Below are 25,902 nucleotides of genomic sequence, written 5' to 3'. Positions count from 1 at the left end.
ACATCGCCATGACTGGAAACAGCGGCCAAATAGACCGTACCAACCGGCTTCTCTTCACTTCCGCCATCCGGGCCAGCGATGCCGGTAGCCGACACCGCCAAGGTCGCTCCGGAATTGCGCAAGGCGCCGCGGGCCATAGCCAGCGCCACCTCTGGACTAACCGCACCACAGCGCTCGATCAACACATGGTTGACATCCAAGCAATGGGTCTTGGCCATATTGGCATAGGTCACATAACCGACCGATAGATAGGCACTGCTGCCTGGTACCGACGATAAACGTGCCGTAATCAAACCACCCGTACAGGATTCGGCAACCGAAATCGAGACATTGGCCTCGCGCAGTTGCTTGCCCACCAATACCTCCAAGGGACGGGGTGACTTGGCATACAAGCGCTCACCCAAACAGCTCTGCACCCGCTCTTTGAACTCGGATCCCACCTGGGCGGGTAAAATCAGCGCTGTATCCCCGGAAGACAAGGCACGAACCCGACACAAACGCAAATCGCTCTCCTCCAGCAAGGGAGAGATCTGCTCTTCTGTACCCTCGACCATCCAACAGGTGCGATAACGTCCTCGCCGCGTCATCCCCTGGGCATCGACGATCCCCTCATCCATAAATTCGCGTACCGCCGCAACCAACTCACGACGCAAACCCCAGATACTCTTCTCACAATAGAGAACAATCCGTCCACGCCGTTTGATAGCAAAACCGGCAGGAACCCCATCGCCATCATACAAAGGACGCGCACCCATCACCCGCAAGCGATCCGATTCATCACTATCCAAGCCCAAAGAGAGCCCCAGGTTGGATAACAGCGAACGGCGCAAACGATTTCCTGGTTCCGTTGTCCCTTGAATCAAAATCATCTGATACTCTTCGGAAACACGGGTCGGATCAAACGGCGCATCCGGCTCCAGTTCAGAAAAGCCCATCTCGGAAAAGCCCAAACACTCCAGTTGCAAATCCAGATAAGGTCTACCAGATGGAGGAAACAACGACTCCTGCTCGCTCCAACGCGGCATGATGAGAAGGCATTTCATAATGAAATAATCCTGGCTAATAGCGTCATGCTTAATCCAGCATACAGACCAGCCGCCAGATCATCCGCCATGACTCCCCAAGGAGAAGGCAACTCCCGATCAAGCCAATTGACTGGCCAAGGTTTGAAAATATCAAATAAACGAAACAAAACAACCCCCACCAACCACCAGACCCAACCTTCTGGCAGAAACAACAGGGTCACCCATAAACCAGCCGCTTCATCCACCACCACCTGTGACGGATCTTTACGTTGAAAATGACGACACGCCACGCTTGTCGCCCAGCTTCCCAAAACAGAGAGCAGAAGCAACGCCAACCAATACCAGAAGCTCCCGGCTTCTTTAACCAGCCAGGCAAATGGTACCGTCGCCACAGTGCCCCATGTTCCCGGTGCTTTCGGCAAAAGACCGACGCCACCCAAGGTTGCAATGTGCAAGGCCAAATATTTGACCCCTGCTTTTTCGGATTCTACCATACCATGAAATAACAAGAAAAAAAATTGTATAAAGATTTTATAAAGAGTTCTTTATGCAAACTCCGCTCAATGGCCTCCCAAATAGGCTTTGCGAATTTCTGGACTAGCCAACAACTCCTTGCCAGTACCGCTCAAGGTAATCCGACCGTTGACCAGAACATAGGCACGATCGGCCAATTGCAAAGCCTGATTGGCATTTTGCTCAACCAAAAAGATGGTGGTTCCCTCTTTGACAATATCCCGCAAAGTGGCAAAAATACGTCCCATGATTTGCGGAGCCAAACCCAAACTGGGCTCATCCAATAAAAGCAGGCGTGGCCGTGACATCAACGCCCGTCCTATTGCCAACATCTGCTGCTCTCCTCCAGACAAGGTGCCAGCCCGTTGTTGCGCCCGCTCCCGCAAACGAGGAAACAAATGGTAGATCTGTTCCGGATCTGCACCACCTCCCGCTTGCAGCAAACCATGGTTGGCTTGCTCCGGCAGTGCCATCAAACCCATGGCCAAATTTTCCGCAACCGTCATATAGGTAAAGACCCGACGCCCTTCCGGCACGTGGGCAACGCCTAAACGGGCAATCTGATGGGTAGCCAGTACGGTAATATCTTGTCCCGCAAAAAAGATCTTGCCTTTGCGTGCGGGAGGATTGGCACAGATGCTCATCAACAAAGAGGATTTTCCGGCGCCATTGGCACCGATCAAGGCCACAATTTCGCCACTCTGCACCTGTAAAGAGATGCCATGTAACGCCTCGATGGCCCCATATCCGGCACAGATCTCGTGCACACGCAAAAGAGGTTCTGGAGTCACTGCTGATGCTGACCTGCTTTCGCTCATAATCCCCCTTTTTCAGCCGTCTGGGTGCCCAAATAGGCCGCCAAAACCCGTGGATCCTGTTGGATCTGCTCCGGTTTGCCTCTGGCAATCACCTCGCCATGCTCCAACACCACCAGATGATCAGAGATATCCATCACCATGCCCATATCATGTTCGATCAATAAGATGGTGATGGCAAAACGCTCGCGCAAGGTCAAAATCAACTGACTGAGGGCCTTGGTTTCATTGGGATTCAAGCCTGCGGCTGGCTCATCCAGACAAAGCAGGCGCGGCTGGGTACAGAGAGCACGCGCCATCTCCAGACGACGTTGATAGCCATAGGGCAACTCCCCCGCCAGACGATTGGCCTCCGGTAACAGATCAAAAAAACGCAACCATGCGCTGGCCCGAGCCACAGCAGCCTGCTCATAGGCACGAAAACGTCGGCTGGACAACAAACCAGACAGCAATCCGCTATCCACCTGGTTATGTTGCGCCACCAACAAATTTTCCATCACCGTCAACTCATTAAACAAACGAATATTTTGAAAGGTACGGGCCACACCAACCCGGTTGACCAAATGCGGACCACCAAACATCTTATAATACAAGCGCTGACTCAGTCGATGGGGTTGCCAGAGATCACTCCATTGCAACGGCTCACCCAACAGAGCAAGCAAATCGATACCTTCTGCTTGTTGATATTCATCCTGCAAATGAATTGTTCCTGAACTGGCACGATAAAAACCGGTCACACAGTTGAAGACTGTGGTCTTGCCGGCACCATTGGGACCGATCAAAGCGGTAATCGATCCTGGTTGTACTGTAAAATCGACTTGATGCAGTGCGGTTACCCCACCAAAACGCATGCTCAAGCCATGCACGGTCAACAAGGGCATCATTGTTCCGCCACTCCTTGGGAAACGGCAACAGGAGCTTTTGGCAGATCCTGGGCAGGGATGACAAAGAAGGGGCGACGGCGCTGCCGCAACCCTCTGGGCCGCCACACCATCATCAATACCATGGCAATGCCGACCGACAACACCCGATAATCAGAAAAGTCACGCAACAACTCTGGCAAAACCGTCAACAGCAATGCTGCCCCGATCACCCCGGTGGTGGAGCCCATCCCCCCCAAAACCACAATCGCCAGGATATAGGCCGATTCAAAAAAGGTGAATGAGGTGGGGTTGACAAACCCCTGCAAAGCAGCAAAAAAGACTCCCCCAACCCCGCCAACCATGGCACCCAAACCAAAGGCAGAGAGTTTAACCGTGACATGGTGTATACCCAAAGAGCGACAGGCCACCTCATTTTCCCGCAACGCCTCCCAGGCACGCCCAATCGGCATTCTTTTCAAACGGATCACCATCAGGATCAACAAAGCCACCACTATCAGCAACAAAAAATATAAAAAGAGCGAGCGATGGTCCGAAGAGTATTCGACCGCAAAAAATTCATGGATAGGCACCCCCCCCTGCTTGGCTTTGCGGTTGAATTCTAGACCAAGCAAGGTGGGGAAAGGGACGCTGACGCCGTTGGGTCCACCGGTAACGGAGACCCAGTTGTTGAGCACCAGACGGATTATCTCACCAAAGCCCAAGGTGACAATCGCCAAATAGTCACCATGCAGACGCAACACCGGAAATCCCAAAATCATGCCGAAGAGAGCAGCCAGCAGGGCACCCAGCGGCAGAGCCAACCAGAAACTCAAGTGAAAATAGTGATAGCCCAAAGCATAGGTATAGGCACCCACCGCATAAAAGGCGACAAACCCCAAATCCAGCAGACCAGCCAAGCCGACGACAATGTTCAAGCCCAATCCCAGCAAAAGATAGATCAAAGCCAGAATAGCCACACTGACCGCATATTTGCCCAATACAAAAGGGAGCAGCAGGGCAAAGAGAATGGCAGCACCGATCCACACGGGTCGCGGACCGCTCAAACCGATTGTTGCTGTCGGTTGCACGGCAGAACGGGAGGCGGCAAAACGATCCAACCAGCCCAGATGTTGCATCAACCAAGAGAGAGTAAAATAGCCAACCAACACCGCTGCAGCCAGCCACAGCGGTCTCTGCCAATGAATGCTTAGTTGATAGCCAGAGAGCACCAACCCCGTTATAGGCGCAAACAACAACAGCGCCACCACAGCGACTCGCAGAGCTCTGGACACCCGACTGCTCATCACACCTTCTCCACTTCCGGCACGCCCAAAAAGCCGCTAGGACGAAAGATCAAAAATAGAATCAACAAAGAAAAAGCAAAGACATCCTTGTAATCGCTGTTGACAAAACCGGCAAAGAAGGATTCCGCCAGACCGAGCACGACACCTCCCAACATCGCTCCCGGCAGGGAACCGATGCCACCCAACACTGCGGCGGTAAAGGCTTTGATCCCCATAAGAAAACCAATATAAAAATCAAAAGAGCCATAATTCAAGGTGACCAGCATGCCGGCCACTGCCGCCATCGCCGCACCCATCACGAAGACCACGGAGATAATGCGATCGGTATCCACACCCAGCAGATTGGCCATGATGCGATCCTGTTGGGTAGCACGACAGGCCCGCCCCAGGGCAGTCCGGTGAATAATCCAGGTCAACAGAGCCATGCTGGCCAAGGCGGTGACGACAATAAGACTTTGCAGATAGGTAATCTGGATAAAATGTTGATCGATGGCAGAAGAAGGGATACGCCATACGCCATCCAGAACAGGTGGCACTCCCTGGTTGCGGGCTCCTTGGCTGATACGGATATAATTCTGTAAAATAAGGGAGATGCCAATAGCAGAAATCAGAGGGGCCAGACGATTGGAGTGACGGAGAGGGCGATAAGCGATTTGCTCCACACTCCAACCATAGAGAGCAGTCAAAAAAACGGTAGCAAACAATACCAAAAGCAACACCACTGGCACCGATTGCAGGCCAAAATATGAGGCCAGTGCCAGGAAAATGGCGGTCAGATAGGCAGAAATCATATAGATTTCCCCATGGGCAAAGTTGATCATACCGATAATTCCATAGACCATGGTATAACCAACGGCAATCAAGCCATAGGTAGAGCCGAGTACCAAGCCATTCACTAATTGTTGTCCAACAATGTAAATATCCATTTCAGCCTATTGATGAACATCGCCCAACATGCCACAAACCAGGCATGGAAAAGTAAACAACATGATTGATCAAACCGATCAAAACATGCGACTGATTAAACCGATCAAAACAGAGAAAAAACCGATCAAGCCGCCTGAGCGTGTGAATAAATCTACTGTGCTGCCATCAGCAGAAACGCAAGCGACTTGATCGGCAAGTGCAACTATTCCACCTCTTTATATTTGCCTTTGTCATCCCAGCGATACATCACATAATCGGAGACCTGCAAATCGCCTTTACTATCCCAGGCTTTTTTCCCCATGACCGTTTCCACCGCATTATTATGCAGCCATTGGGCCAATTTTTCTCCATCCGTGCTTTGTGTCGCTTTCATTGCAGCAACAATTGCCTGTAAGGTTGCATAGGAATAGAGCGTGTATCCTTCCGGTTCATATCCATTTTTGCGAAACAGCTCCACCAATCCGCGACCAGTCGGAATATTGCGTGGATCGGCACCAAAGGTCATATACACACCATCCACATAGGCAGGACCGCCTGCCGCAGTTACCAGAACTTCCGAAAAGATACCATCTCCAGAGATCAAGGGAGCTTTCATCCCCTGCTCGCGCATTTGCCGCACCAGTGGTCCAGCCTCACTGTGATAACCGCCAAAATAGACCGCATCTGCTTGGACAGATTTTATTTTGGTAACCAAGGCGTTAAAATCTTTCTCACCCCTGGTCAACCCCTCAAACAAAACCTCCTTTTTTCCCAAAGCATGCAAGCGGGTCATCATGGCATTGGCCAACCCCTGACCATAAGTGGTTTTGTCATGCAGCACAGCAATACGTTCTGCCTTCAGACGTTGCACCACAAAATCGGCACCAACCACACCCTGCTGATCATCCCGCCCACACATGCGAAAGACAGTACTCAGTTTCCGCTCAGTGACTAAAGGATTGGTTGAACCCGGTGTCATCATCAACACTCCGGCATCGGCATAAATCGCCGAAGCGGGAATGGTCGAAGAGGAACAAAAATGACCGACCACCGCCACCACCTTTTCCCGATCCACCAAACGACTGGCCACCGCGGAAGCCTGTTTTGGTTCACAGGCATCATCCGCCTTGATCACTTGCAGAGGACGCCCTAAAACCCCACCTGCCGCATTCAAATCGGCTGCCGCCTGTTCAGCCCCCCGCCAAAACTGCTCACCAAACGAAGCATCTGAACCAGACAAAGGACCGGCCACACCTATTTTGATCGGCTCCACCGCCCACAGCGGATGGGCCAAACCAAAACTCACTACAGCAACAGCCAAGAAAAGAAGAAGTTGTATTGTTCTTTGCATCGGATCTATCCTTGCCGCGTTGAAAGTAAAAACCACCGTCTACAGAATAATGCAAATCAGAGCCAATGTCCCGCCGTCTTTCGCAGTGCGCATGCTGCTTATTATCTGTGCGCTTGCTGCGGAAGTATGCTAGAGTGACAGTTTATGGTTTAATTCAGCCTTATTGCCAAGGAGTTCCTCGCATATGTCCGTTACCCTGACAGAAAATGCCGCCCAAAAACTGGGAGCTCTTCTCCAGGAAGAGAATAATCCCGATCTCAAACTACGTATTTTTGTTTCCGGTGGGGGCTGCTCCGGTTTCAAGTATGGCTTTACTTTTGATGATCAGCAAGATGAAGAAGATGCGGTTATCGATCAACATGGCATCCAAGTCCTGGTCGATTCCACCTCCATCAACTATCTGCGCGGCATCGAAGTTGATTATGTCGAAGATCTGAACGGTGCACAATTTGTGATCAAAAATCCAAATGCTGCCAGCAGTTGTGGATGTGGCCAATCCTTTACCCCATCGGCAGGCGGCGGTTGCGCCAATGCCTAGCAACAGCCTGTTTTACCACTGACACGGAGGCCCGCAGCAAGAGTGCAACAGGCAAAATGCAGAGCTGTGTTGCAAAGACTTTTTTGACTTCTCTTTGCTTGCACAACAGCACTTGCTGCCTCCTCAGCAGTGGCGTGACTGGCTGCTATAACATGGTCTTCAGGATCATACCCAAACAGCAATCTGTCGTCGATTTCATGCACCCGCGCAAGGATGGTTTTTATGTCCACTGATACCCCCTCTTCGCCTGCAGAAGAACTCCCCCCTCAGGAGGATTCAGAGCTCATCCCTGAGATCAGTGACACAACTGCTGCATACGACTCCTCTGTCCCTGATAACAGTCAAGAGGCTGATATAGATTCACTTCCTGAGCACAAACTGCCACCATCCGACACAAAAGAGACACCACCCTCCGCAGACCCATTTGCCGAAGCAGAGCCTCTGTTGTCTGCTGAAAAGGTTGCAACTCCAATCGACAACAGCAACTCTGGCGCCGAGCAACCATCCGATGCCGGCAATGGCGACGATCCCGCTGCCTCCTCAGCCCATGCCAGCCGTGATGACTCCTCCGACCAACCCCATAAACTGCTTCCTGGCGAACTGGTCATCTATCCTTTGGGAGGGCGACCCTTTTTCCCTGGCATGCTGACCCCCATCCAGGTGGAAGGCTCGCCCTACTATGACACCATCAAAATGGCCCTGGAATCTCCAGGAAAAATGTTTGGTATTGTGTTGAGCCATGCCGAAGATGGTGATGAGGTGTTTACTGCCGATAAATTATATCGTTTCGGCACTGTCACCCGCATTATGGAATCGGTCGTCCACGAACAGGATAAACAGATCAAACTGTTGGCAGAGGGGCTCTCGCGCTTCGAGATTATCGGTATCGCCGATGATGGCCCCCCCATCCTGGCCATTGTCAAACACCATGACAAACCGATCGTCCATTATGATCCAGATACCCTGAAACCCTACATGCTGGCCGTCATCAGTACCCTGAAAGAGATTTTGAAATATGATTCTCTCTATCAGGAACAGGTCAAAATGTTTCTTTCCAGACATAATTTTAGCGAACCGGATCGCCTCGCTGATTTTGTCGCCTCCATGACCAGCTCCAATCGCGAAGAGCTGCAGGAGGTTTTGGAAACGCTGAATATACGTGACCGCCTGGAAAAGGTTCTGGGATTGCTGAAAAAAGAGCTGGAGATTGTCAAGCTTCAGGATAAAATTTCCAAACAGGTGGAAGAGGGCATCTCGGAAAATCAACGACAGTTTTTTCTCCGCGAGCAACTCAAAGAGATTCAAAAAGAGCTGGGCATCACCAAAGATGACCGCACAGCCGATCTGGATAAATTTCGCGACCGTCTGAAACAGTTGACCCTTACTGAAGAGGCCAACAACAAAATCAATGATGAAATGGAAAAGCTCTCCATCCTGGAGACCGGCTCCTCAGAATATAATGTCACCCGCAATTATGTGGATTGGTTGACCAGTCTGCCTTGGGGTGTGCACTCCAAAGATCGCTTGAATATCAATCGTGCCAGAAGAATCCTGGATGAGGATCATGACGAATTAAAGGATGTCAAAGAGCGCATCCTGGAATTTATGGCCGTTGGTAAATTAAAAGGCAAAATCGATGGCTCCATCATCCTTCTGGTCGGACCACCGGGAGTTGGCAAAACTTCGATTGGTCGCTCCATCGCACGCGCCGTCGGCAGAGAGTTTTTCCGCTTTTCGGTCGGCGGCATGCGCGATGAAGCAGAAATCAAGGGACATCGGCGTACCTATGTCGGAGCTATGCCCGGAAAAGTGATTCAAGCACTGCGCTATACCAAAGTTGCCAATCCCATTTTTATGCTGGATGAGGTCGATAAAATTGGGGCAAGCTATCATGGTGATCCTGCCTCCGCTCTGTTAGAGGTGCTCGATCCCGAACAAAACAGCGAATTTCTCGACCACTATCTGGATGTGCGCTTTGATCTGTCCAAAGTGTTGTTTATCTGTACCGCCAACCAAACCGATACCATCCCGCTGGCACTGCTGGATCGTATGGAGATCATTCGCCTCTCCGGTTATATCACCTCAGAAAAGATGGTCATCGCCCGCAACCACCTGATTCCCAAACAGTTGGAAAAAAACGGGCTCAGCAACAAAAAACTGCAATTTTCCAGACAGGCTGTCCGTGCCATCATCGAAGGCTATGCCCGTGAAGCAGGCGTGCGTCATCTGGAACAAAAAATCGGTGCCATCTCACGCAAAGCAGCTCTGCAAATTCTGGAAAAAAAGGTGGCCACCCCGATTCGGATCGATCAGCACAGGGTGGAAAAATTTTTGGGCAAACCCAGCTTTCGCGACGAACCTCCCATCAGCGGCGTGGGTATTGTCACTGGTTTGGCCTGGACCGCCATGGGTGGGGCCACTCTGGATGTAGAATCTTCGCAAATCAATACCAGCAAAGCCGATTTTATCCTCACCGGCAATATGGGTGATGTGATGAAAGAGTCCGCCCGCATCGCCTACAGCTATGTGCAAGGACAATGCAAAGCCCTCGGTGGCCAACCCCGTGTATTGGCCGAAGGCTCCATCCATATCCATGTTCCAGAAGGTGCCACTCCCAAGGATGGTCCCTCTGCGGGCATTACCCTGGCTACCTCTTTACTCTCCTTGGCACGCAATGAACCTATTCCAAGACGCATGGCCATGACAGGCGAAATCACTTTGACCGGCCATGTCCTGCCTGTTGGAGGTATCCGGGAAAAGGTCATCGCCGCCCGTCGCGTCGGTATCCGGGAGATCATTCTGCCTGATGGCTGCCGAAAAGATTATGAAGAGGTGCCTGAACATATCCGCGCTGGTTTTGTCACCCATTTTGTCAAGCTCTATCCTGAAGTGGCAAAACTGGTCTTCGGTTGAGACAACACAAACAGCACCCATTTAACTTGAAATAATTCCTTGTCGCTCAAGCAATGAGTGGCTAGAATCCACTTTTTGGCGCAATCTCTGCTAATTGTGATCAGCCATATATTGTTCAGGAGTTCTACACATGTTTCGGAAATCCACTGCTTTTGCTGCCCTTATTGCCTGCTCTCTGCCCTTTATCTCCGGCAAACAAGCTCTCAGCGCCCCTCCGGCAAATGACACAGATTTCCAAAATGAGATACGTCTCTCCTGTGAAAAATATGCCAAAGAGGATCAAATTCCCGCCAAAGAGATCAAGGAATATATTGCTCTGTGCATTCGGGATTTTAGTGAAGCACAACCCACCGACGAGTTCCCTCCCTTTGAAAGTGAAGAGGGTATTCACAGCACCCCCTTGTCCGGCGACTATAATCCTCTGGAAAAAAGTCAGGAGATGGAAAAGGCTCGCCCCATTGATCCACCAGTTAAATCTGCTCCGGCAACAGGCAAACCGGTTGCTCCCAACGCTCCTGCCGCCGCCAAACCGGCTGCTGCCACGCCACCTGCCAAACCAGGCGCTCAGCCTGCTGACGGCAAAAAACCCTCAGCCCAATAGTATGTTACCAGCATGGGGGCTCACTTAGTGCCGACACGTATCTCTGTTGAGTTGGTTCCCCGCGATACGGAGAGTCTGCAGCATGAGCTGCAGGCTGTCCAACAGGCGTTTCCAGCCGTCTCGGTCATCAACCTCCCCGATCTGCCCCGTTTTCCAGTCCGTTCCTGGGATGGATGCGTGATTGCCAAGCGCTTTTTTACCCATACTATCCCCCATATTCGGGTAATTGATTTACCTGCCGAACAGGCACCTGCCATGCTGGCAACACTGAGTCAACATCAGATTCAGGAAATTCTGTTGGTTACCGGAGATCCGCAGCCGGATATGCCAGAACCACAAAACTCTCTAACCTTGCTGCAAGCCATCCCTGTTTTTAAGCAGGCTCTTCCGGGTGTGAAAATCTATACGGCATTGGATCCCTACCGACAGGATATGGCCCAAGAGTATGACTATCTGCAGCAAAAGTTGGCTGCCGGGAGCGATGGTTTTTTTACCCAACCTTTTTTTGCCATCCCTCCCATGGAACAATATGCTGCCCGCCTGCCTGGTGTTCCCATCTTTTGGGGAGTGGCTCCGGTTACCAGTGAATCATCTCGCGCCTATTGGGAAAAACGTAATCGGGTCACCTTTCCAGAGCACTTTGCCCCCACCTTGGAATGGAACAAGGCGTTTGCCCGTGAGGCGTTGCAGTTTGTACGGGCCGTACAGTCGCACATCTATTTTATGCCCATTCGCACCCCGGTAGTCTCCTATCTGCAAGGAGTTCTTGATTAGGGCCAATCTGGGGCCCAGACATGCTACGGACAAGCTGCTTGCCGCAAGCAGTGCAGTATAGATGTCGTATGTGAAGTAGATTTGTTCACAAGCTCAGAGGGCATAGCAATATATTGCTTACAACGTAACCATTCACCACCCAAAACTATTGCGGGTCCAGGGATGGAATCCCTGGGATTTTGCTTTTAATCTTTTTTAATCTTTTGCCTTTGGCGCGCTTTTCAAACTAAGCCGACGCGCTCTTTGCGTCGGCTTAAGCGCCTAATGGAAGCAAGCTGTGGGCATTGGCGCGCATTTTTGCGCCAATGCCCACAGCATCCCCATGGGGGTAGAGCTGGCGAGCCAGCACGAACCTGAATAGTTACCTTACAACATGGGATAACCAAGCAACCTGGCAATTGCTGCAACATTCGTGCATCATAGCGCTCAGTTGCACATTCTCTTAAATCCATTGCCTCACTCAAGAGTGGCTCCTCTCACTATGGCCAATCCCCTTTTTCCCCTCTTTTTGCAACTCACTGAGCGCCCATGCCTGTTGATCGGAGGAGGAAATGTTGCGACTGAAAAAGCAAATCGCTTAATTCATGCTGGGGCCCAATTGACCATCGTTGCTCCACAAGTGGTTGCACCACTGCAGCAACTGATCCTAAAAGAGAGAGTTGATTGGATAGCTGACAGCTTTCAAGAGCGGCATTTACAAGGCATGTGGTTTGCTGTGAGCACTCTGCAAGATCCTGAGGTCAACCGCAAAATTTATGAAGAGGCCAACAGACTGCGCATTTTTCTCAACGTGGTCGATCGTCCCAACTATTGCACCTGCCATTGGCCAGCAATAGTGGATCGCGCTCCGGTGACTGTCGCCTTCTCCACAGCCGGAAATGCACCTGCTCTGGCCGGCTATCTGCGGCAAACCATCAATCATGCGCTCCCCCACCGCTTGGGTGAGCTGGCCTCCTGGCTCTCCCACTGGCGCAGTCAAGTGCAACCTTTTCTGCCCGATCTGGATGCCAGAGCCCTCTTCTGGCGCCAACTCTTTACCCAAGGTCTCGTTGAACAGTTTGCCGCCGGAGAACAGGAACGAGCAGAACAGATGATCCTAAAAGCCATACAAAAACTGACTCCTCCACTCCAGGAGCAGGAGCATGACTGATCGGGTCAAAGCCTATCGAGATCGGCAAAAGGCGGCTGGACTGACGCAACTCAGTCTATGGCTCAACACGCAAACTATTCAATACCTGAAACAACTTTCCGAAAAACAGCAACGCCCACCAGGGGAGATTGTTGCCACAGCTCTTCAGTATTGGTTAACGCATACATCCACAGAAGATGCTCCTGCCCTGGTAACAACACAAGAAAGCCATCCCCCTATAGAGGATATGCTCAAACAGATCGTGCGCGATATTGTTGACCATGAACAGTCAGTCACCTTGTCTGCCTTGGAGAATATGCGCAACCAAATAGTATGTGACATCGTTGACCGGGAACAGTCAGCCACCTTGTCTGCTCTGGAGGATTTGCGAAACCAGATCATGCGCGACATCAACGACCGCGAACAGACAGCCACCTTGTCTGCTCTGGAGGATTTGCGTCACCAGATCGTGCGTGACATCAACGACCGCGAACAGACAGCCACCTTGTCTGCTCTGGAGGATTTGCGAAACCAGATCGTGCGTGACATCAACGACCGCGAACAACCAGCCACCTTGTCTGCTCTGGAGGATTTGCGAAACCAGATCGTGCGTGACATCAATGACCGCGAACAACCAGCCACCTTGTCTGCTCTGGAAGATATGCGAAACCAGATCGTGCGCGACATCAACGACCGCGAACAACCAGCCACCTTGTCTGCTCTGGAAGATATGCGAAACCAGATCGTGCGCGACATCAATGACCGCGAACAACCAGCCACCTTGTCTGCTCTGGAAGATATGCGAAACCAGATCGTGCGCGAATTAGTGAAACAACTCAAAGAGGAAACCACACAGACGACATCCACAGAAAACACACAAACTGCAGAGGCTCCACCCGTTGCTCCTCCACCGGCACACAGCGACTCTTCAACCTTGCCTTGTCCGTTTCTCTATCAACGCCCTATGCCCTTTTGACTTTAGCCAAAGCTCTCAGCAGGAAACACAATACGCCAATCAGAGCTCTTGCACAAAAACGCAGAGGAAAAAACGAGACCTGTTTGCGCAGATCAACACAAACTACACCACACGAGAAAAACCAGCTTTTGGCGCGCCAGAAGCCCTGCCCGTCTCATCGCTCCCACGCACAGAATCCCCAGCTCTATTTTTTGCATAAAATTGCAAGCAGGGCTCTCCAGATGATTGCAACACCTCCACCGATGGCCACTGCTTGCTTTTGAATCCCATTGCACGGCAACCTCTGGGAAACTCAGCATCCCATGTCACCTGAAAATGGAGACAGTTGCGACAATCAACACTGCTTCGCTCATCCACAACTTGGCTCACCCTTGCATCCTTTGCAAACAGAGAGTGAAACAGCAAAAAATTTGTAGATCAAAAAACAGTAACTATTCAGGTTCGTGCTGGCTCGCCAACTCTACCCCCATGGGGATGCTGTGCGAATTGGCGCAAAAATGCGCGCCAATCCGCACAGCTTGCTTCCATTAGGCGCGCCGCGCCGACGCAAAGAGCGCGTCGGCTTAATGTGAAAAGCGCGCCAAAGGCAAAAGATTAAAAGCAAAAGATTAAAAGCAAAAATCCCAGGGATTCCATCCCTGGACCCGGCCAGGGAGGTGCCCTCCCTGGACCCCCAATTGTTTTGGGTGGTAAACAGCTACAATCAAAATAACAATGGCATTATGCTACATTTGGTTCGATGCGGATAAAGCGTGGCGTCTCCTGCACCGCATCCAACTGTTCCATCTCAGCCAAAGCCAAACGAATCTGCCGTTCTGTAGTCGCATGGGTGACCATGATCAAAGGAACAGCAAGTACCGCTGAACGTCCCTTTTGATGAATGGCATCAATGGAAATTTGCTGTTTTGCCAACACCTGAGTCACCTCAGCCAATACCCCTGGCCGATCCGCTACCGCCAAACGCAAATAATATTCACCACGCCACTCATCCGTTTCCCGCACCGGAAAGCGCTTGATATACTCCGGCATCACCGAAAAGGGTGCAACACGACCAGAACATCCTGCCCGACGACTCCGCGCAATCTCCACCAAATCGCCAACAACAGCACTGGCAGTCGGAGCTTCCCCAGCTCCCCGACCATAATACATGGTGGTACCTGCCGCATGACCACGCACAAATACCGCATTGTGTACTCCCTCTACGGAAGCCACCATGCTGCCCACAGGAACCAAAGTCGGTTGTATCCGCAACTCCACACCCCCCGCATCCTGCTTGGCAATACCTAACAATTTGATGCGATAACCCATCTCCGTTGCCCACTGAATATCAATATCGGCAACATGGCGAATACCTTCGATATGGATCTGGCTGAGAGCAGGAAAAGTACCAAAAGATATTGCCGCTAAAATGGCCAATTTATGCGCAGCATCAATGCCATCGATATCAAAAGAAGGATCCGCCTCGGCAAAGCCTTTGGCCTGCGCATCACGCAAAACATCTGCAAAAGAGCTGCCCTGTTCGCGCATTTCCGTCAAAATATAGTTGCAGGTACCATTGAGAATACCATAAAGCTGATCAATGCGATTGGCGGCCAAACTCTCACGCAACACCTTGATGATCGGAATAGCTCCGGCTACAGCAGCTTCAAATAGCAATTCCCGATGCTGGGCAAGCGCCAAAGGAACCAGTTCATGGCCATAAGTAGCCAACAACGCTTTATTGGCAGTCACCACATCCTTGCCAGATTGCAACGCCTCCTCTATCGCCGAACGAGCCGGTTGCAAACCACCCATCAACTCAACCACCACATCAATATCATCCGCCGCCACCACCCGCTGCAGATCATCAGTAAGCTCAATATCTCCCAACGACAAACCCCGGTCACGACCAGGGGTACGGGTAGCAATGCGTCGCAAACGAATTGCCATCCCCGTGCGTTGTCGCAACAGCTCGCCTTGTGTCAACAGCAGATCCACGACACCGCGACCCACCACACCAAAACCTAAAATACCTACACGCAACTCTTGCATAAACCCATATCCTGCTGCAGATCAGGCACGTACATCCGCGCCTGCGTGAAAAAATTTCTTGATATTGCGAATGGCTTGGCGCGTTCTCGCCTCATTTTCAATCATGGCGATACGAACAAACTCATCCCCATACTGGCCAAAACCAATCCCCGGACTGACCGCTACCTGCGCCTCTTTCAAAAGCAGTTTGGAAAATTCCAATGATCCCAACTTGCGATACTCTTCAGGAATTTGCGCCCAAACAAACATCGAAGCCTTAGGCTTTTCGATCTGCCATCCTGCCCGCTGCAAACCATCCACCAATACATCGCGCCGACTTTGATAAAGCTGGCGAATATCCTCTACACACTCCTGCGGACCATTCAAGGCGACAGCGGCAGCAATTTGAATCGGCTGAAACATGCCATAATCAAGATAGGACTTGATACGGGTTAAAGCACGAACCAACCGTTTGTTGCCAACGGCAAAACCAACCCGCCAGCCAGGCATATTATAGGTCTTGGAAAGAGTATAAAACTCAATGACACAATCTTTGGCCCCAGGAACCTGCAACATGCTGGGACATTGATAATCATCAAAGCAGATCTCCGAATAGGCAATATCCGAAAGTACAAACAGATCATGCTCTTTGGCAAATTCCACAACTTTTTCATAAAAAGGCAGATCGACCACCATGGCTGTGGGATTGGAGGGAAAATTGATCACCAACACCTTGGGTCGCGGCCAACTTTTGGCCATCGCCTGTTTTAACTCTTCAAAAAAATCGGTAGTCCGGCATAAGGGAACATGGCGAATATCCGCACCTGCCAAAACAAAAGCATAGCCATGAATCGGATAGGTGGGATTGGGTACTAAAACCGAGTCGCCAGGGGTGGTAATCGCCAAGGCCAAATGGGAATAGCCCTCTTTGGAACCAATCGACACAATCGCCTCGGAATCGGGATCCAACTCCACGCCAAAACGACGGGCATAATAGGCGCAAATCGCCTTACGCAAGCCGTTGATGCCGCGCGATACCGAATAACGATGATTGCGTCCCTGGCGCGCCGCTTCACAGAGCTTGTCCACAATATGCTGTGGCGTCGGTTGATCGGGATTACCCATGCCAAAATCAATAATATCTTCCCCACGATGGCGAGCGGCATCCTTCAACTCATTGACGACAGCAAAGACATAGGGGGGTAACCGGCTGATTCGATAAAATTCTTCCATCAAACACTCTGATATCACTGAAAAATCAAGAAAGATACGGGTGGGTAAGGCTCCAAGCGGATACACAATCCTCTGCCTTCTCTGCTTACCCACCCGTTTACAACCACAAACCCTACTTGGCGATTACACCACCAAGGAGACAATCAACAAAGCCACAATGTTGGCAATCTTGATCATCGGATTGACCGCCGGACCTGCCGTATCTTTGTAGGGATCGCCCACAGTGTCACCGGTCACCGCAGCCTTGTGCGCTTCGGAACCCTTGCCACCAAAGTGACCCATTTCGATATATTTCTTGGCATTATCCCAAGCACCACCACCGGTGGTCATGGAGATAGCCACAAAGATTCCGGTGATGATGGTACCCATCAACACACCACCCAGAGCCTGTGGACCCAACGCCAAGCCAACCACCACCGGAGCCAACACCGGCAACAGCGATGGCACCACCATCTCTTTGATGGCTGCCCGCGTCAACATATCCACCGCTTTGGAATAGTCCGGCTTGCCCGTACCTTCCATAATACCTGGAATTTCACGGAATTGCCGACGAACTTCAATCACCACACTACCTGCTGCACGACCAACCGCTTCCATACCCATGGCCGCAAAAAGATAGGGGAGCAAACCACCAAGAAACAGACCAATAATCACATAGTGATTGGACAGATCAAAGGTCACGCCCTGTTTGAAGTGAGCCAACTCATGGGTATAGTCGGCAAAGAGCACCAAAGCTGCCAAACCTGCGGATCCAATAGCATATCCCTTGGTCACCGCTTTGGTTGTGTTGCCCACCGCATCCAACGGATCGGTAATTTCACGGATTTCAGAAGGCAACTCGGCCATCTCAGCGATACCACCTGCATTATCGGTGATGGGGCCGTAGGCATCCAAAGCCACGATAATACCGGTCATTGACAACATCGAAGTAGCCGCAACAGCAATACCATACAGACCAGCCAAATGGTAGGCACCCAACATGCTCAGGCAGACTGCCACCACCGGAGCGGCGGTTGCTTTCATCGACAGACCCAAGCCGGCAATCACATTGGTACCATGACCGGTCTCGGAAGCTTTGGCCACATTCTGCACCGGACTGAATTCAGTAGCCGTATAATATTCGGTGATGATCACCATGGCGGCCGTCAAGGCCAAACCAATCATCGCTGCTCCATAGAGAGCCATCACGCTGTAGGTACCATTTTTGGCCATCAACCATTGTGTGACAGGATAGAACAAAATGGCTGAGATCACACCGTTGACAATCAAACCGCGATACAGAGCGGTCATGATTTTTTGCCCGGGTTGCGCTTTCACCGCATAGACACCGGCAATGGATCCAATGATGGAGATACCACCCAATACCAAAGGATAAACCAAAGCATTCAGATAACCGTTCATCACCAAAGCACCCAACAGCATGCTGGCAATAACCGTCACGGCATAGGTCTCAAACAGGTCGGCAGCCATACCGGCACAGTCACCGACATTGTCGCCCACATTATCCGCAATCACCGCTGGGTTGCGCGGATCATCCTCCGGAATACCCGCTTCCACCTTGCCCACCAAGTCGGCACCCACATCGGCACCCTTGGTGAAGATTCCACCGCCCAAACGAGCGAAGATGGAGATCAAGGAGCCACCAAAAGCAAAGCCGACCAGAGGCTTCAACAGTTGTGGCATATTGCTGGTATCCCCCACCTTCATCAGGATCAGGAAATAGATGGCCACACCCAAAAGACCCAAACCGACCACCAGCAAACCGGTGACTGCACCACCACGGAAAGCAACCTGCAAAGCGCTATTCAAGCCACCTTTAGCCGCTTCGGCAGTGCGGACATTGGCCTTGACAGAAATGCCCATCCCGATAAAACCGGCTGCACCGGAGAGAATGGCACCTACTGCAAATCCAACAGCAGTTGGCACCCCCAAATAGATGGCCAGCAACAGGAACAACACACCACCCACATAGGCAATGGTCGTATATTGGCGACGCATATAGGCCATCGCCCCCTCTTCAATAGCCCCAGAAATGGCCTGCATCCGCTCCGATCCAGCAGACAGACTCAAAATCCAGCTTCTTGATACTACCCCAAACACCACGGCGCCAACCCCACACAGGATGGCAAGTACCAAACCTCCCATCGACATTTCCATAATCCGATTTTTCTCCCTTCACATTAAAGATCGCTAGCCAACTTCGCCCCATCTGCCAAGAGCAGCCCAAGGATCTGTTTTCTCCTGCTCTTTTTGCTTATTACGCCAATTTATACCAAATTCTCGTTTATCCCAGAATCGCGCACAACTGCGCATACACCGTATCCATCGGCAGCATTCCGTCCACAGTCCGGAATTTGCCACCATCACGATAATGATCCATCACCGGCGCCGTTTGTTGGTGATAAACCGATAACCGATTGCGCACCGTCTCTTCATTGTCATCAGCGCGAGTAGTCAAATTGCCGCCACATTTGTCACACACACCCGCAACTGCAGGCTTTTTATGTACCGCATGATACCCTTCACCACAACCCGCACAGGTGCTGCGACCGGTGATACGGGCCACCAAAGCCTCGGTATCCGCAGCAATATCGATCACATGATCAATCTGCAACCCCCGCTCCGCCAACATGGCATCCAACGCCTTCGCCTGGGCAACTGTCCGGGGAAAACCATCTAAAATAAAACCTTTTCCACAATCGGCTTCGCCAATCCGATCAGCAATGATGCCTACCACAATCTCATCGGTTACCAAACCACCACTCTCCATGGCTGCCTTGGCCTTCTGTCCGACTTCTGTACCCGCTTTTACTGCTGCGCGCAACATATCTCCGGTCGACAACTGCGGCACTCCATAACTCTCCGCAATCCGCCGGGCCTGCGTGCCCTTACCCGCACCAGGAGGTCCCATTAAAATCAGCTTCATAACAACTACTCCCTTGTTTTGCTTGACCTTTCCCCATACCTGCCCCGTACACTGCAAATGGGCTTTCACACAGTAACAAATTTCCCCCTCTCATTCACCGAGAAAAAGCCGACCGAACAAATTTTTTTCCGCTTCTCGACTGCTGATTCAAGCTATTTTTTCATTCCAAAGACAATTTTATTACTCACGCTTTTTTTCCAGCATCTCACGCAACTGCGCAAAAGGACTATAGGTTGCTGCCTCCTCTCTCTCCCCTGTTGTATCCATTCCTCCAGCCGCCAAATGGTCTGTATAACGGGCATGTTCGTTATCATGGCAATAGATGCACAAATTTTCCCAGTTGCTGCCATCCGCTGGATTGTTATCATGGTTGTGATCCTTATGGTGCACGGTCAATTCGGTCAAATTATCCTTGTCGAATATTCTCCCGCAACGTGCACACACCCAAGGATGAATCTTTAAGGATTGCGCTCGATAACCGGCTTGTCGCGTTTGTGCATCCGTGCGCGCCAGTGCCACAATCTTCTCCATCTTTTCCGGTCGATTGCTCCCCGCTTTTGGTCCACTCGCTCGACGAGTACTCCTGATCATCTTCCCATTAACTCCTTTTGTTTGTCTGGCATATCAAAACCCTACCCACAGAGAACAGTTGTCCAAAAACAGCCAAAATGCACTAATTAGAAAAAATATGGAGGAACTTTTAATATTCATAAATGTCCAAGCTACTAAAAATACAGACATTAATTGCATATCTCTTTCAATGAAAAACTTCTTCAGTAAGGATAGTTCTGAATATTGTCGGAGTAAACCAGCCTGCATGCGATAGGCTTAGCAGTTACAATCTGTCATACCTTTCGCCAATTTTTAGAGATTTCAAAGTTTTGTAAAAATCAAGCCCACTATAGCATTTTCAACTTGCAATCAACAACCAAATTAGGTTACTTATGGAGTTGTTGCAATAACTCGAACAAGGATGAACCACGATGACTCTCAGTGAACGCATTCAAACAGCTCGCAAACAGGCCAAACTCACCCAAAAAGAGTTGGCTGATCGCGTCGGTATCAGCCAAACAGCCGTCCATAAATTGGAATGTGGCCGTTCCAAATCTTCCAGGCGGACTGTTGCCATTGCATTGACGTGCGGGGTCGATCCTATTTGGCTCGATACCGGACGGGGGGAAATGTCATTGATCGGCGCAACTCCAGGGATGAATCAAGCCGAATTTGCAAAAGCCGCCGAGGACGGCGAAATCTATCGTGCACCACTTTTTGCCCGTTTACCCCTTATCTCCTGGGATGATGCCAGCCGCTCCTGCGAAGAGGCTGCTGACTCCTTTCATCCAAAAGCTGTAGAAGCCTGGATCCCGGTTGCTCCGCGCTCCAGCGAAAAAACCTTTGCGCTGCGTGTCCCCGATGATTCCATGGAGCCTGAATTCCATGAAGGCGAAATCATCATCGTTGACCCAACCATGCCCGGCAAACATAATCAGTTCCTGATTGCCCGCATGGAAGGTGACTCTTTGGCCACTTTCAAACAGCTTATCGTCGTTGGCAATCGCACCTACCTCAAACCCCTCAATTCTCGTTATCCCCTGATTGAGATCCATGAGACTCTGCGAGTCTGCGGCGTCGTTGTAGGGAAATATAAAGAGTATTGATGCAGAGAGCTTGTGCACAAATCGTCGTGAGCTGGCTCACGAACAAGACACAGGTGAAAGAGCAACGAGAGCTGTCAAGCAGACAGGCGCGGAGCCAATGAGTCTGCAATCTCTCCCATGGGTTGCGCAGTCGATTTATTCACCAACCCAAAGCCTGGTCTCTGTACCACCAGTCTAGTAAAATTCTGCTTATTCAGGGAAGGGAGATTCTCCCTTCCCTGAATTTTTATTATCCCCTCCCTACGCCTATTGCACCAACGAGCCTGTACCAAGAGTCGAGAGTATGCTATCAGACTCTGCACAGGATCGCGATAGCATGCCAAACTCTATGACAGGCTCTCTATCCTGTCTACCGCTATGCTTCGGGAGCGCAAACGGATCATGATTCGCGTACAACAAGAGCCTTTTTCCCTCGAAACAGAGGTCAACCACCTGGTGCAAAACAACCCAAAAGTGGGCGGAGTCGTCACCTTTTTGGGTATGGTTCGCGATTTTACCTCCTCAGCAGATGTCACTACTCTGCTGCTGGAGCACTATCCCGGAATGACCGAATCAGAACTGGAAAACATTGAACAGCAAGCACGCCAACAGTTTGCTCTCGAAGAGTTGTTGGTTATCCACAGAGTCGGCGCCCTCACTGTCGGCGAATCCATCGTCCTGGTCGTCGCCGCTGCCAGTCATCGCGCCGATGCTTTTCTGGCTTGCCGATATGTCATCGATCATCTGAAGCATAAAGCCACCTTCTGGAAAAAAGAGATTCTTCTCTCTGGCGAAGAGCGTTGGGTAGACAGTTGTCCCGGTTGTGCCGCGGCTATCGCATCCTGGTCAGACTCTCTGGCGCACTCCTCCCACGCAACGGAGGTTCCCCATAGCAAAGAGTGCCATCAGCAAACGCCAGCACCTCTCACCTCTCCTCCCGCTCCGCGCTGGAACGGTTTGCGTCTGGGCATCTTAACCCTCTCCGACTCCCGCAGCTTGAGCAACGATCAGAGCGGTGATACCCTGCAGCAGCTTGCAGAACAGTGGGGGGCCACAGTGGTTGCACGAAAACTGCTCCCGGATAACCAACAAGAGATTCAAGATCTCTTGCTGTACTGGAGTGATTCCCTGCAACTGGATCTGATCATGACCACTGGTGGCACCGGTCCTTCCACACGCGATGTCACTCCAGAGGCGACCCGTGCTGTCTGCAATCGTGAACTCCCCGGTTTTGCTGAGCAAATCCGCGCCGCCGGATTGCAGCAAACCCGTAATGCCCTCTTTACAAGGGGCGTCGCCGCCTTTCGTGGCACGACCCTGGTGCTCAATCTGCCGGGTTCCACCCGTGGCGCCAAACACAGTCTACTGGCTGTTGCCGACTTGATTCCCCACGCTTTGCGTATGGCCAGAGGGGAAGGTCACCATTAACCTGCACCCATGACATATTACCATGATCTCTTTTAACGAAGCCAAACGACGGGTCTTGGAACAGATCCAACCGGTTGCTCCAGAGAGCAAGGAAACTCCTTTAGCAGAAGCCTTGGGCCGCGTTTTGGCGCAAGCCATCCACGCCAGCGCCCCGGTCCCCAACCATGACAACTCGGCCATGGATGGCTATGCTGTGCGCAGCGCCGATCTCTCCGCTGCACCAGTGCAACTGAAGGTGGTCGCTGACCTTCCTGCCGGTTCCCCACCCGTAGCACCTCTGCAAGCCGGAGAGGCAGTGCGCATCATGACTGGTGCTCCCATCCCTCAGGGCAGCGATTGTGTGGTCATGCAGGAGGTGGTCACACGTCATGAAGAGTGGGTCACCATCCCTGCCGGTCAGTTACCCGGACAAAACATCCGTCCGGCTGGCGAAGATATTGCCATCGGCAGTACCATCTTTTCTGCTGGCCATCGTCTGGGAGTTGCCGATCTGGGCTTGTTGACCTCCCTGGGCAAAAGCACCCTGCCCCTGTTCCGCCGCTTGCGTGTCGCCATCCTCTCTACCGGGAATGAGGTGGTCGCCAATGATCAACCTTTGGCCCCCGGACAGGTCTACGACAGCAATCGCGCCACCCTGCGCGCTGCTCTCACCCAACTGGGCGTTCTGGTGCTTGATTTGGGTGCGGTCGGAGATGATCGCGAGGCGTTGGCCAGCGCCTTCCAAAAAGGAGCAGAACAGGCCGATGCCTTGATCAGCAGTGGCGGCGTCTCTGTTGGTGACTATGATCTGGTCAAAGAGATTCTCAGCAAAGATGGCCAGATCCACTTTTGGCAGGTGGCTATGAAACCAGGCAAACCACAAGCCTATGGTCGCCTCGGTCAAGCCCATTTTTTTGGTTTGCCCGGCAATCCGGTCTCCAGCCTGAGCGTCTTTCTGCTGATTGTCCGTCCTGCTTTATTAAAATTGATGGGGGCTGCTCCGGAACCGGAACGCCGTTTTCAGGCTCTGTTTCGGGGCACCTGGAATAAACGCCATTCACGCATGGATTTTTTGCGCGGCATCGTCCACTTTGCCCATCCGGATGGATCTCTTGCCACCCCGCCATGGGTGGAGGTCACCGGTGGGCAAGGATCGGGTATTTTAACCAGCCTCAGCAAAGCCAATGTCTTTATTATTCTCCCGGAAGGCCCGCTGCAGATTGCCGATGGCGACCCGGTTACCGTGCAATGGATCGACTATGTCTGACAGCTCTCCCCTGACCCATTTTGATGCCCAAGGCGCCACCCGTATGGTGGATGTTTCCGCCAAAGAGGCCACCGATCGTCTGGCTATCGCTGCCGGTGAGGTGGTCATGCTGCCGGAAACCTTACAACTGATTCTGAACCGTCAACTCAGTAAAGGCGATGTCCTGGAGGTCGCCCGTATTGCCGGCATCATGGCCGCCAAACGGGTCGATATGTTGATCCCTCTGTGTCATCAACTCAACCTCACCTCGGTCAAAATTGCCTTTGAAGCCGATCCAGAACACAATCGTATCCTGATCACCGCCCAGGTCCGCACCCATGGTCAAACCGGAGTGGAGATGGAGGCATTGACTGCGGTTTCGGTCTCTGCCCTGACCATCTACGATATGTGCAAAGCGGTTGATCGCGGCATGCACATCGGTGCGATTCGCCTGCTGGAAAAATCGGGGGGCAAAAGCGGCCATTTTCTGAGGAACGCATCGTGCTGATTGACTCTTTCGGACGCACTATTCGCTATTTACGTGTCTCCGTCACCGACCGTTGCAACCTTTTTTGCAACTATTGTCGACTGCCTAACGAAACCTTGTTGCCAAACAATCGAGAGTTGCTCGACTTTGACGAACTGGTCCGTTTGTTGCGCATTTTTTTGCAATTGGGCATCGAGCGCATTCGTCTGACCGGAGGAGAACCACTGTTACGCCGTAATCTGGTCGGCCTGGTACAGGAGATCTCCCGTCTGCCGGGATTGCAGGAGTTGGCTCTGACCACCAATGCCCTGCTGCTGGAGCGTTATGCCGTCGCCTTGCGGGCAGCCGGTTTGCAACGAGTCAATATCTCCTTGGACTCTCTCAAACCGCAAACCTTTGATGCCATCACCCAACGCCACCTGATGCGCCCTGATCTGTTTGCCGAACGCCAAGAACAGCAGGGGCTGCCTGCAGTTTTGGCCGGCATTGCCGCCGCCCGCGCTGCGGGATTACATCCCGTCAAAATCAATATGGTGGTTATGCGTGGAATCAATGATACGGAAATTGTCGATATGGTCCATTATGCCCACCAACATGGCCTGCTTTTACGCTTTATCGAAACCATGCCAGTGGGAGAGGCCGGTCTGGATATGGCCGATCACTTTATCCCTGCCGAAGAGATTCTGGAGCAGATTCAGCGCCATTTTGCGCGCCAGTTGCTGCCAATTGCCGGCAAACAGGGATCGGGGCCTGCCCGCTATTTTCGCCTTGCCGACTCCTCTGCAGAGATAGGGGTTATCTCTGCCCGCTCTCGCCATTTTTGTGATACCTGCAACCGCATGCGTTTGACCTCAAAAGGGAGCCTGGTCTATTGCCTGGGCCGCAGCGACCGTATGGATCTAAAACAACTGCTGCGCAGTGGGGCCGGTGATGAGCAAATCAAAGAGAGCATTCTTGCCGCCGTGGCTCTTAAACCCCAACAACATGAATTTGAACAAAAAGAGTTTTATCGCCCCAGCAATCGCATGTCGGCCCTTGGGGGATAAATTATAAAATAAACATAACTATTCAGGTTTGTGCTGACTCGCCAGCTCTACCCCCATGGGGATGCTGTGCGAATTAGCGCAAAAATACGCGCCAATTCGCACAGCTTGCTTCCATTAGGCGCGCTGCGCCGACGCAAAAAGCGCGTCGGCTTGTTGTGAAAGGCGCGCCAAAGGCAAAAGATTAAACGCAAAATCCCAGGGA

The 25,902-nt window shown here is 51.7% G+C and carries 24 protein-coding genes; 12 read left to right on the top strand and 12 right to left on the bottom strand.

Annotation, left to right across the window (positions count from 1 at the left end; translation table 11 throughout):
- The 6 genes from EJP87_RS01940 to EJP87_RS01915 form a co-directional block, all read right to left on the bottom strand.
- On the bottom strand, nucleotides 1–1,043 hold a 1,043-nt coding region (locus EJP87_RS01940; protein ID WP_130470190.1), incomplete at its 3' end, for a CinA family protein.
- Entirely contained in the window at nucleotides 1,040–1,519 is a 480-nt protein-coding gene (locus EJP87_RS01935) for a phosphatidylglycerophosphatase A family protein (protein WP_130470177.1), read from the bottom strand. The genes EJP87_RS01935 and EJP87_RS01940, both read right to left, overlap by 4 nt.
- A gap of 66 nt (nucleotides 1,520–1,585) precedes the next feature.
- A complete protein-coding gene (locus EJP87_RS01930) occupies nucleotides 1,586–2,356 on the bottom strand; it encodes an ABC transporter ATP-binding protein (protein ID WP_130470176.1) in 771 nt (256 codons plus the stop codon).
- Nucleotides 2,353–3,234, bottom strand: a complete 882-nt coding sequence (locus EJP87_RS01925) for an ABC transporter ATP-binding protein (protein ID WP_130470189.1) — start codon at nucleotides 3,232–3,234, stop codon at nucleotides 2,353–2,355. Before EJP87_RS01925 ends, EJP87_RS01930 begins: the two co-directional genes overlap by 4 nt.
- Nucleotides 3,234–4,520: a high-affinity branched-chain amino acid ABC transporter permease LivM gene (livM, locus tag EJP87_RS01920; protein ID WP_130470175.1), complete on the bottom strand. Its 1,287-nt coding sequence runs from the start codon at nucleotides 4,518–4,520 to the stop codon at nucleotides 3,234–3,236. Before livM ends, EJP87_RS01925 begins: the two co-directional genes overlap by 1 nt.
- The gene (locus tag EJP87_RS01915; RefSeq protein WP_130470174.1) at nucleotides 4,520–5,446 is read right to left on the bottom strand and encodes an ABC transporter permease subunit; all 927 of its coding nucleotides are present in this window, start codon (nucleotides 5,444–5,446) and stop codon (nucleotides 4,520–4,522) included. Before EJP87_RS01915 ends, livM begins: the two co-directional genes overlap by 1 nt.
- 61 nt (nucleotides 5,447–5,507) lie before the next feature.
- Between EJP87_RS01915 and EJP87_RS18780 the strand changes: the two genes are divergently transcribed.
- Entirely contained in the window at nucleotides 5,508–5,636 is a 129-nt protein-coding gene (locus EJP87_RS18780; RefSeq protein WP_265332089.1) for a hypothetical protein, read from the top strand.
- Nucleotides 5,637–5,649: 13 nt separating this feature from the next.
- On the opposite strand, the gene EJP87_RS01910 is transcribed toward EJP87_RS18780, so the two are convergent.
- The gene (locus EJP87_RS01910) at nucleotides 5,650–6,777 is read right to left on the bottom strand and encodes a branched-chain amino acid ABC transporter substrate-binding protein (RefSeq protein ID WP_130470173.1); all 1,128 of its coding nucleotides are present in this window, start codon (nucleotides 6,775–6,777) and stop codon (nucleotides 5,650–5,652) included.
- 184 nt (nucleotides 6,778–6,961) lie between these two features.
- Here EJP87_RS01910 and erpA point away from each other — a divergent pair, with 184 nt between their 5' ends.
- The 6 genes from erpA to EJP87_RS01880 all read left to right on the top strand — a co-directional run bounded on the left by erpA (nucleotide 6,962) and on the right by EJP87_RS01880 (nucleotide 13,708).
- The gene (erpA, locus tag EJP87_RS01905) at nucleotides 6,962–7,315 is read left to right on the top strand and encodes an iron-sulfur cluster insertion protein ErpA (RefSeq protein ID WP_130470172.1); all 354 of its coding nucleotides are present in this window, start codon (nucleotides 6,962–6,964) and stop codon (nucleotides 7,313–7,315) included.
- A 222-nt stretch (nucleotides 7,316–7,537) separates the two neighbouring features.
- A complete protein-coding gene (gene lon, locus EJP87_RS01900) occupies nucleotides 7,538–10,228 on the top strand; it encodes an endopeptidase La (protein WP_130470171.1) in 2,691 nt (896 codons plus the stop codon).
- Nucleotides 10,229–10,358: 130 nt separating this feature from the next.
- Nucleotides 10,359–10,829 (top strand): hypothetical protein, encoded by a 471-nt coding sequence (locus EJP87_RS17590; RefSeq protein WP_193771060.1) that lies wholly within the window; start codon nucleotides 10,359–10,361, stop codon nucleotides 10,827–10,829.
- Between the two features lie 12 nt (nucleotides 10,830–10,841).
- Nucleotides 10,842–11,603, top strand: coding sequence for a methylenetetrahydrofolate reductase (locus tag EJP87_RS01890; RefSeq protein WP_130470170.1), 762 nt, complete (start codon nucleotides 10,842–10,844; stop codon nucleotides 11,601–11,603).
- 481 nt (nucleotides 11,604–12,084) lie between these two features.
- On the top strand, nucleotides 12,085–12,753 hold the full coding sequence (locus EJP87_RS01885; protein ID WP_130470169.1) for a precorrin-2 dehydrogenase/sirohydrochlorin ferrochelatase family protein: 669 nt from the start codon (nucleotides 12,085–12,087) through the stop codon (nucleotides 12,751–12,753).
- On the top strand, nucleotides 12,746–13,708 hold the full coding sequence (locus tag EJP87_RS01880; RefSeq protein WP_130470168.1) for a hypothetical protein: 963 nt from the start codon (nucleotides 12,746–12,748) through the stop codon (nucleotides 13,706–13,708). The genes EJP87_RS01885 and EJP87_RS01880 overlap by 8 nt, the downstream gene beginning before the upstream one ends.
- 720 nt (nucleotides 13,709–14,428) lie before the next feature.
- Here the strand turns inward: EJP87_RS01880 and EJP87_RS01870 are convergent.
- The 5 genes from EJP87_RS01870 to EJP87_RS01850 all read right to left on the bottom strand — a co-directional run bounded on the left by EJP87_RS01870 (nucleotide 14,429) and on the right by EJP87_RS01850 (nucleotide 20,468).
- Nucleotides 14,429–15,739 (bottom strand): homoserine dehydrogenase, encoded by a 1,311-nt coding sequence (locus EJP87_RS01870; RefSeq protein WP_130470167.1) that lies wholly within the window; start codon nucleotides 15,737–15,739, stop codon nucleotides 14,429–14,431.
- A gap of 21 nt (nucleotides 15,740–15,760) precedes the next feature.
- On the bottom strand, nucleotides 15,761–16,951 hold the full coding sequence (alaC, locus tag EJP87_RS01865; protein WP_130470166.1) for an alanine transaminase: 1,191 nt from the start codon (nucleotides 16,949–16,951) through the stop codon (nucleotides 15,761–15,763).
- A gap of 123 nt (nucleotides 16,952–17,074) precedes the next feature.
- The gene (locus EJP87_RS01860) at nucleotides 17,075–19,096 is read right to left on the bottom strand and encodes a sodium-translocating pyrophosphatase (protein WP_227657406.1); all 2,022 of its coding nucleotides are present in this window, start codon (nucleotides 19,094–19,096) and stop codon (nucleotides 17,075–17,077) included.
- 139 nt (nucleotides 19,097–19,235) lie between these two features.
- Nucleotides 19,236–19,877 carry an adenylate kinase gene (locus EJP87_RS01855; RefSeq protein ID WP_130470165.1) on the bottom strand — a complete coding sequence of 214 codons (642 nt, stop codon included), beginning with the start codon at nucleotides 19,875–19,877 and terminating at the stop codon, nucleotides 19,236–19,238.
- Nucleotides 19,878–20,057: 180 nt separating this feature from the next.
- On the bottom strand, nucleotides 20,058–20,468 hold the full coding sequence (locus tag EJP87_RS01850; RefSeq protein ID WP_130470164.1) for a YajD family HNH nuclease: 411 nt from the start codon (nucleotides 20,466–20,468) through the stop codon (nucleotides 20,058–20,060).
- A gap of 392 nt (nucleotides 20,469–20,860) precedes the next feature.
- Between EJP87_RS01850 and EJP87_RS01845 the strand changes: the two genes are divergently transcribed.
- The 5 genes from EJP87_RS01845 to moaA all read left to right on the top strand — a co-directional run bounded on the left by EJP87_RS01845 (nucleotide 20,861) and on the right by moaA (nucleotide 25,700).
- Complete coding sequence (locus EJP87_RS01845; RefSeq protein WP_130470163.1) at nucleotides 20,861–21,535, top strand: LexA family protein; 675 nt, start codon at nucleotides 20,861–20,863, stop codon at nucleotides 21,533–21,535.
- 381 nt (nucleotides 21,536–21,916) lie between these two features.
- Nucleotides 21,917–22,942, top strand: coding sequence for a molybdenum cofactor biosynthesis protein MoaE (locus tag EJP87_RS01840; protein ID WP_227657405.1), 1,026 nt, complete (start codon nucleotides 21,917–21,919; stop codon nucleotides 22,940–22,942).
- A 22-nt stretch (nucleotides 22,943–22,964) separates the two neighbouring features.
- Nucleotides 22,965–24,188 (top strand): molybdopterin molybdotransferase MoeA, encoded by a 1,224-nt coding sequence (gene moeA / locus EJP87_RS01830; protein WP_130470160.1) that lies wholly within the window; start codon nucleotides 22,965–22,967, stop codon nucleotides 24,186–24,188.
- Nucleotides 24,181–24,675 (top strand): cyclic pyranopterin monophosphate synthase MoaC, encoded by a 495-nt coding sequence (moaC, locus tag EJP87_RS01825; protein ID WP_130470159.1) that lies wholly within the window; start codon nucleotides 24,181–24,183, stop codon nucleotides 24,673–24,675. The genes moeA and moaC overlap by 8 nt, the downstream gene beginning before the upstream one ends.
- Nucleotides 24,669–25,700, top strand: a complete 1,032-nt coding sequence (gene moaA, locus EJP87_RS01820; protein ID WP_227657404.1) for a GTP 3',8-cyclase MoaA — start codon at nucleotides 24,669–24,671, stop codon at nucleotides 25,698–25,700. The genes moaC and moaA overlap by 7 nt, the downstream gene beginning before the upstream one ends.
- The last annotated feature ends 202 nt before the right edge of the window (nucleotides 25,701–25,902 follow it).

It is taken from the genome of Candidatus Magnetaquicoccus inordinatus (assembly GCF_004217665.1).
GTDB lineage: Bacteria > Pseudomonadota > Magnetococcia > Magnetococcales > Magnetaquicoccaceae > Magnetaquicoccus > Magnetaquicoccus inordinatus.
This window is presented reverse-complemented; position numbering and strand designations above follow the sequence as displayed.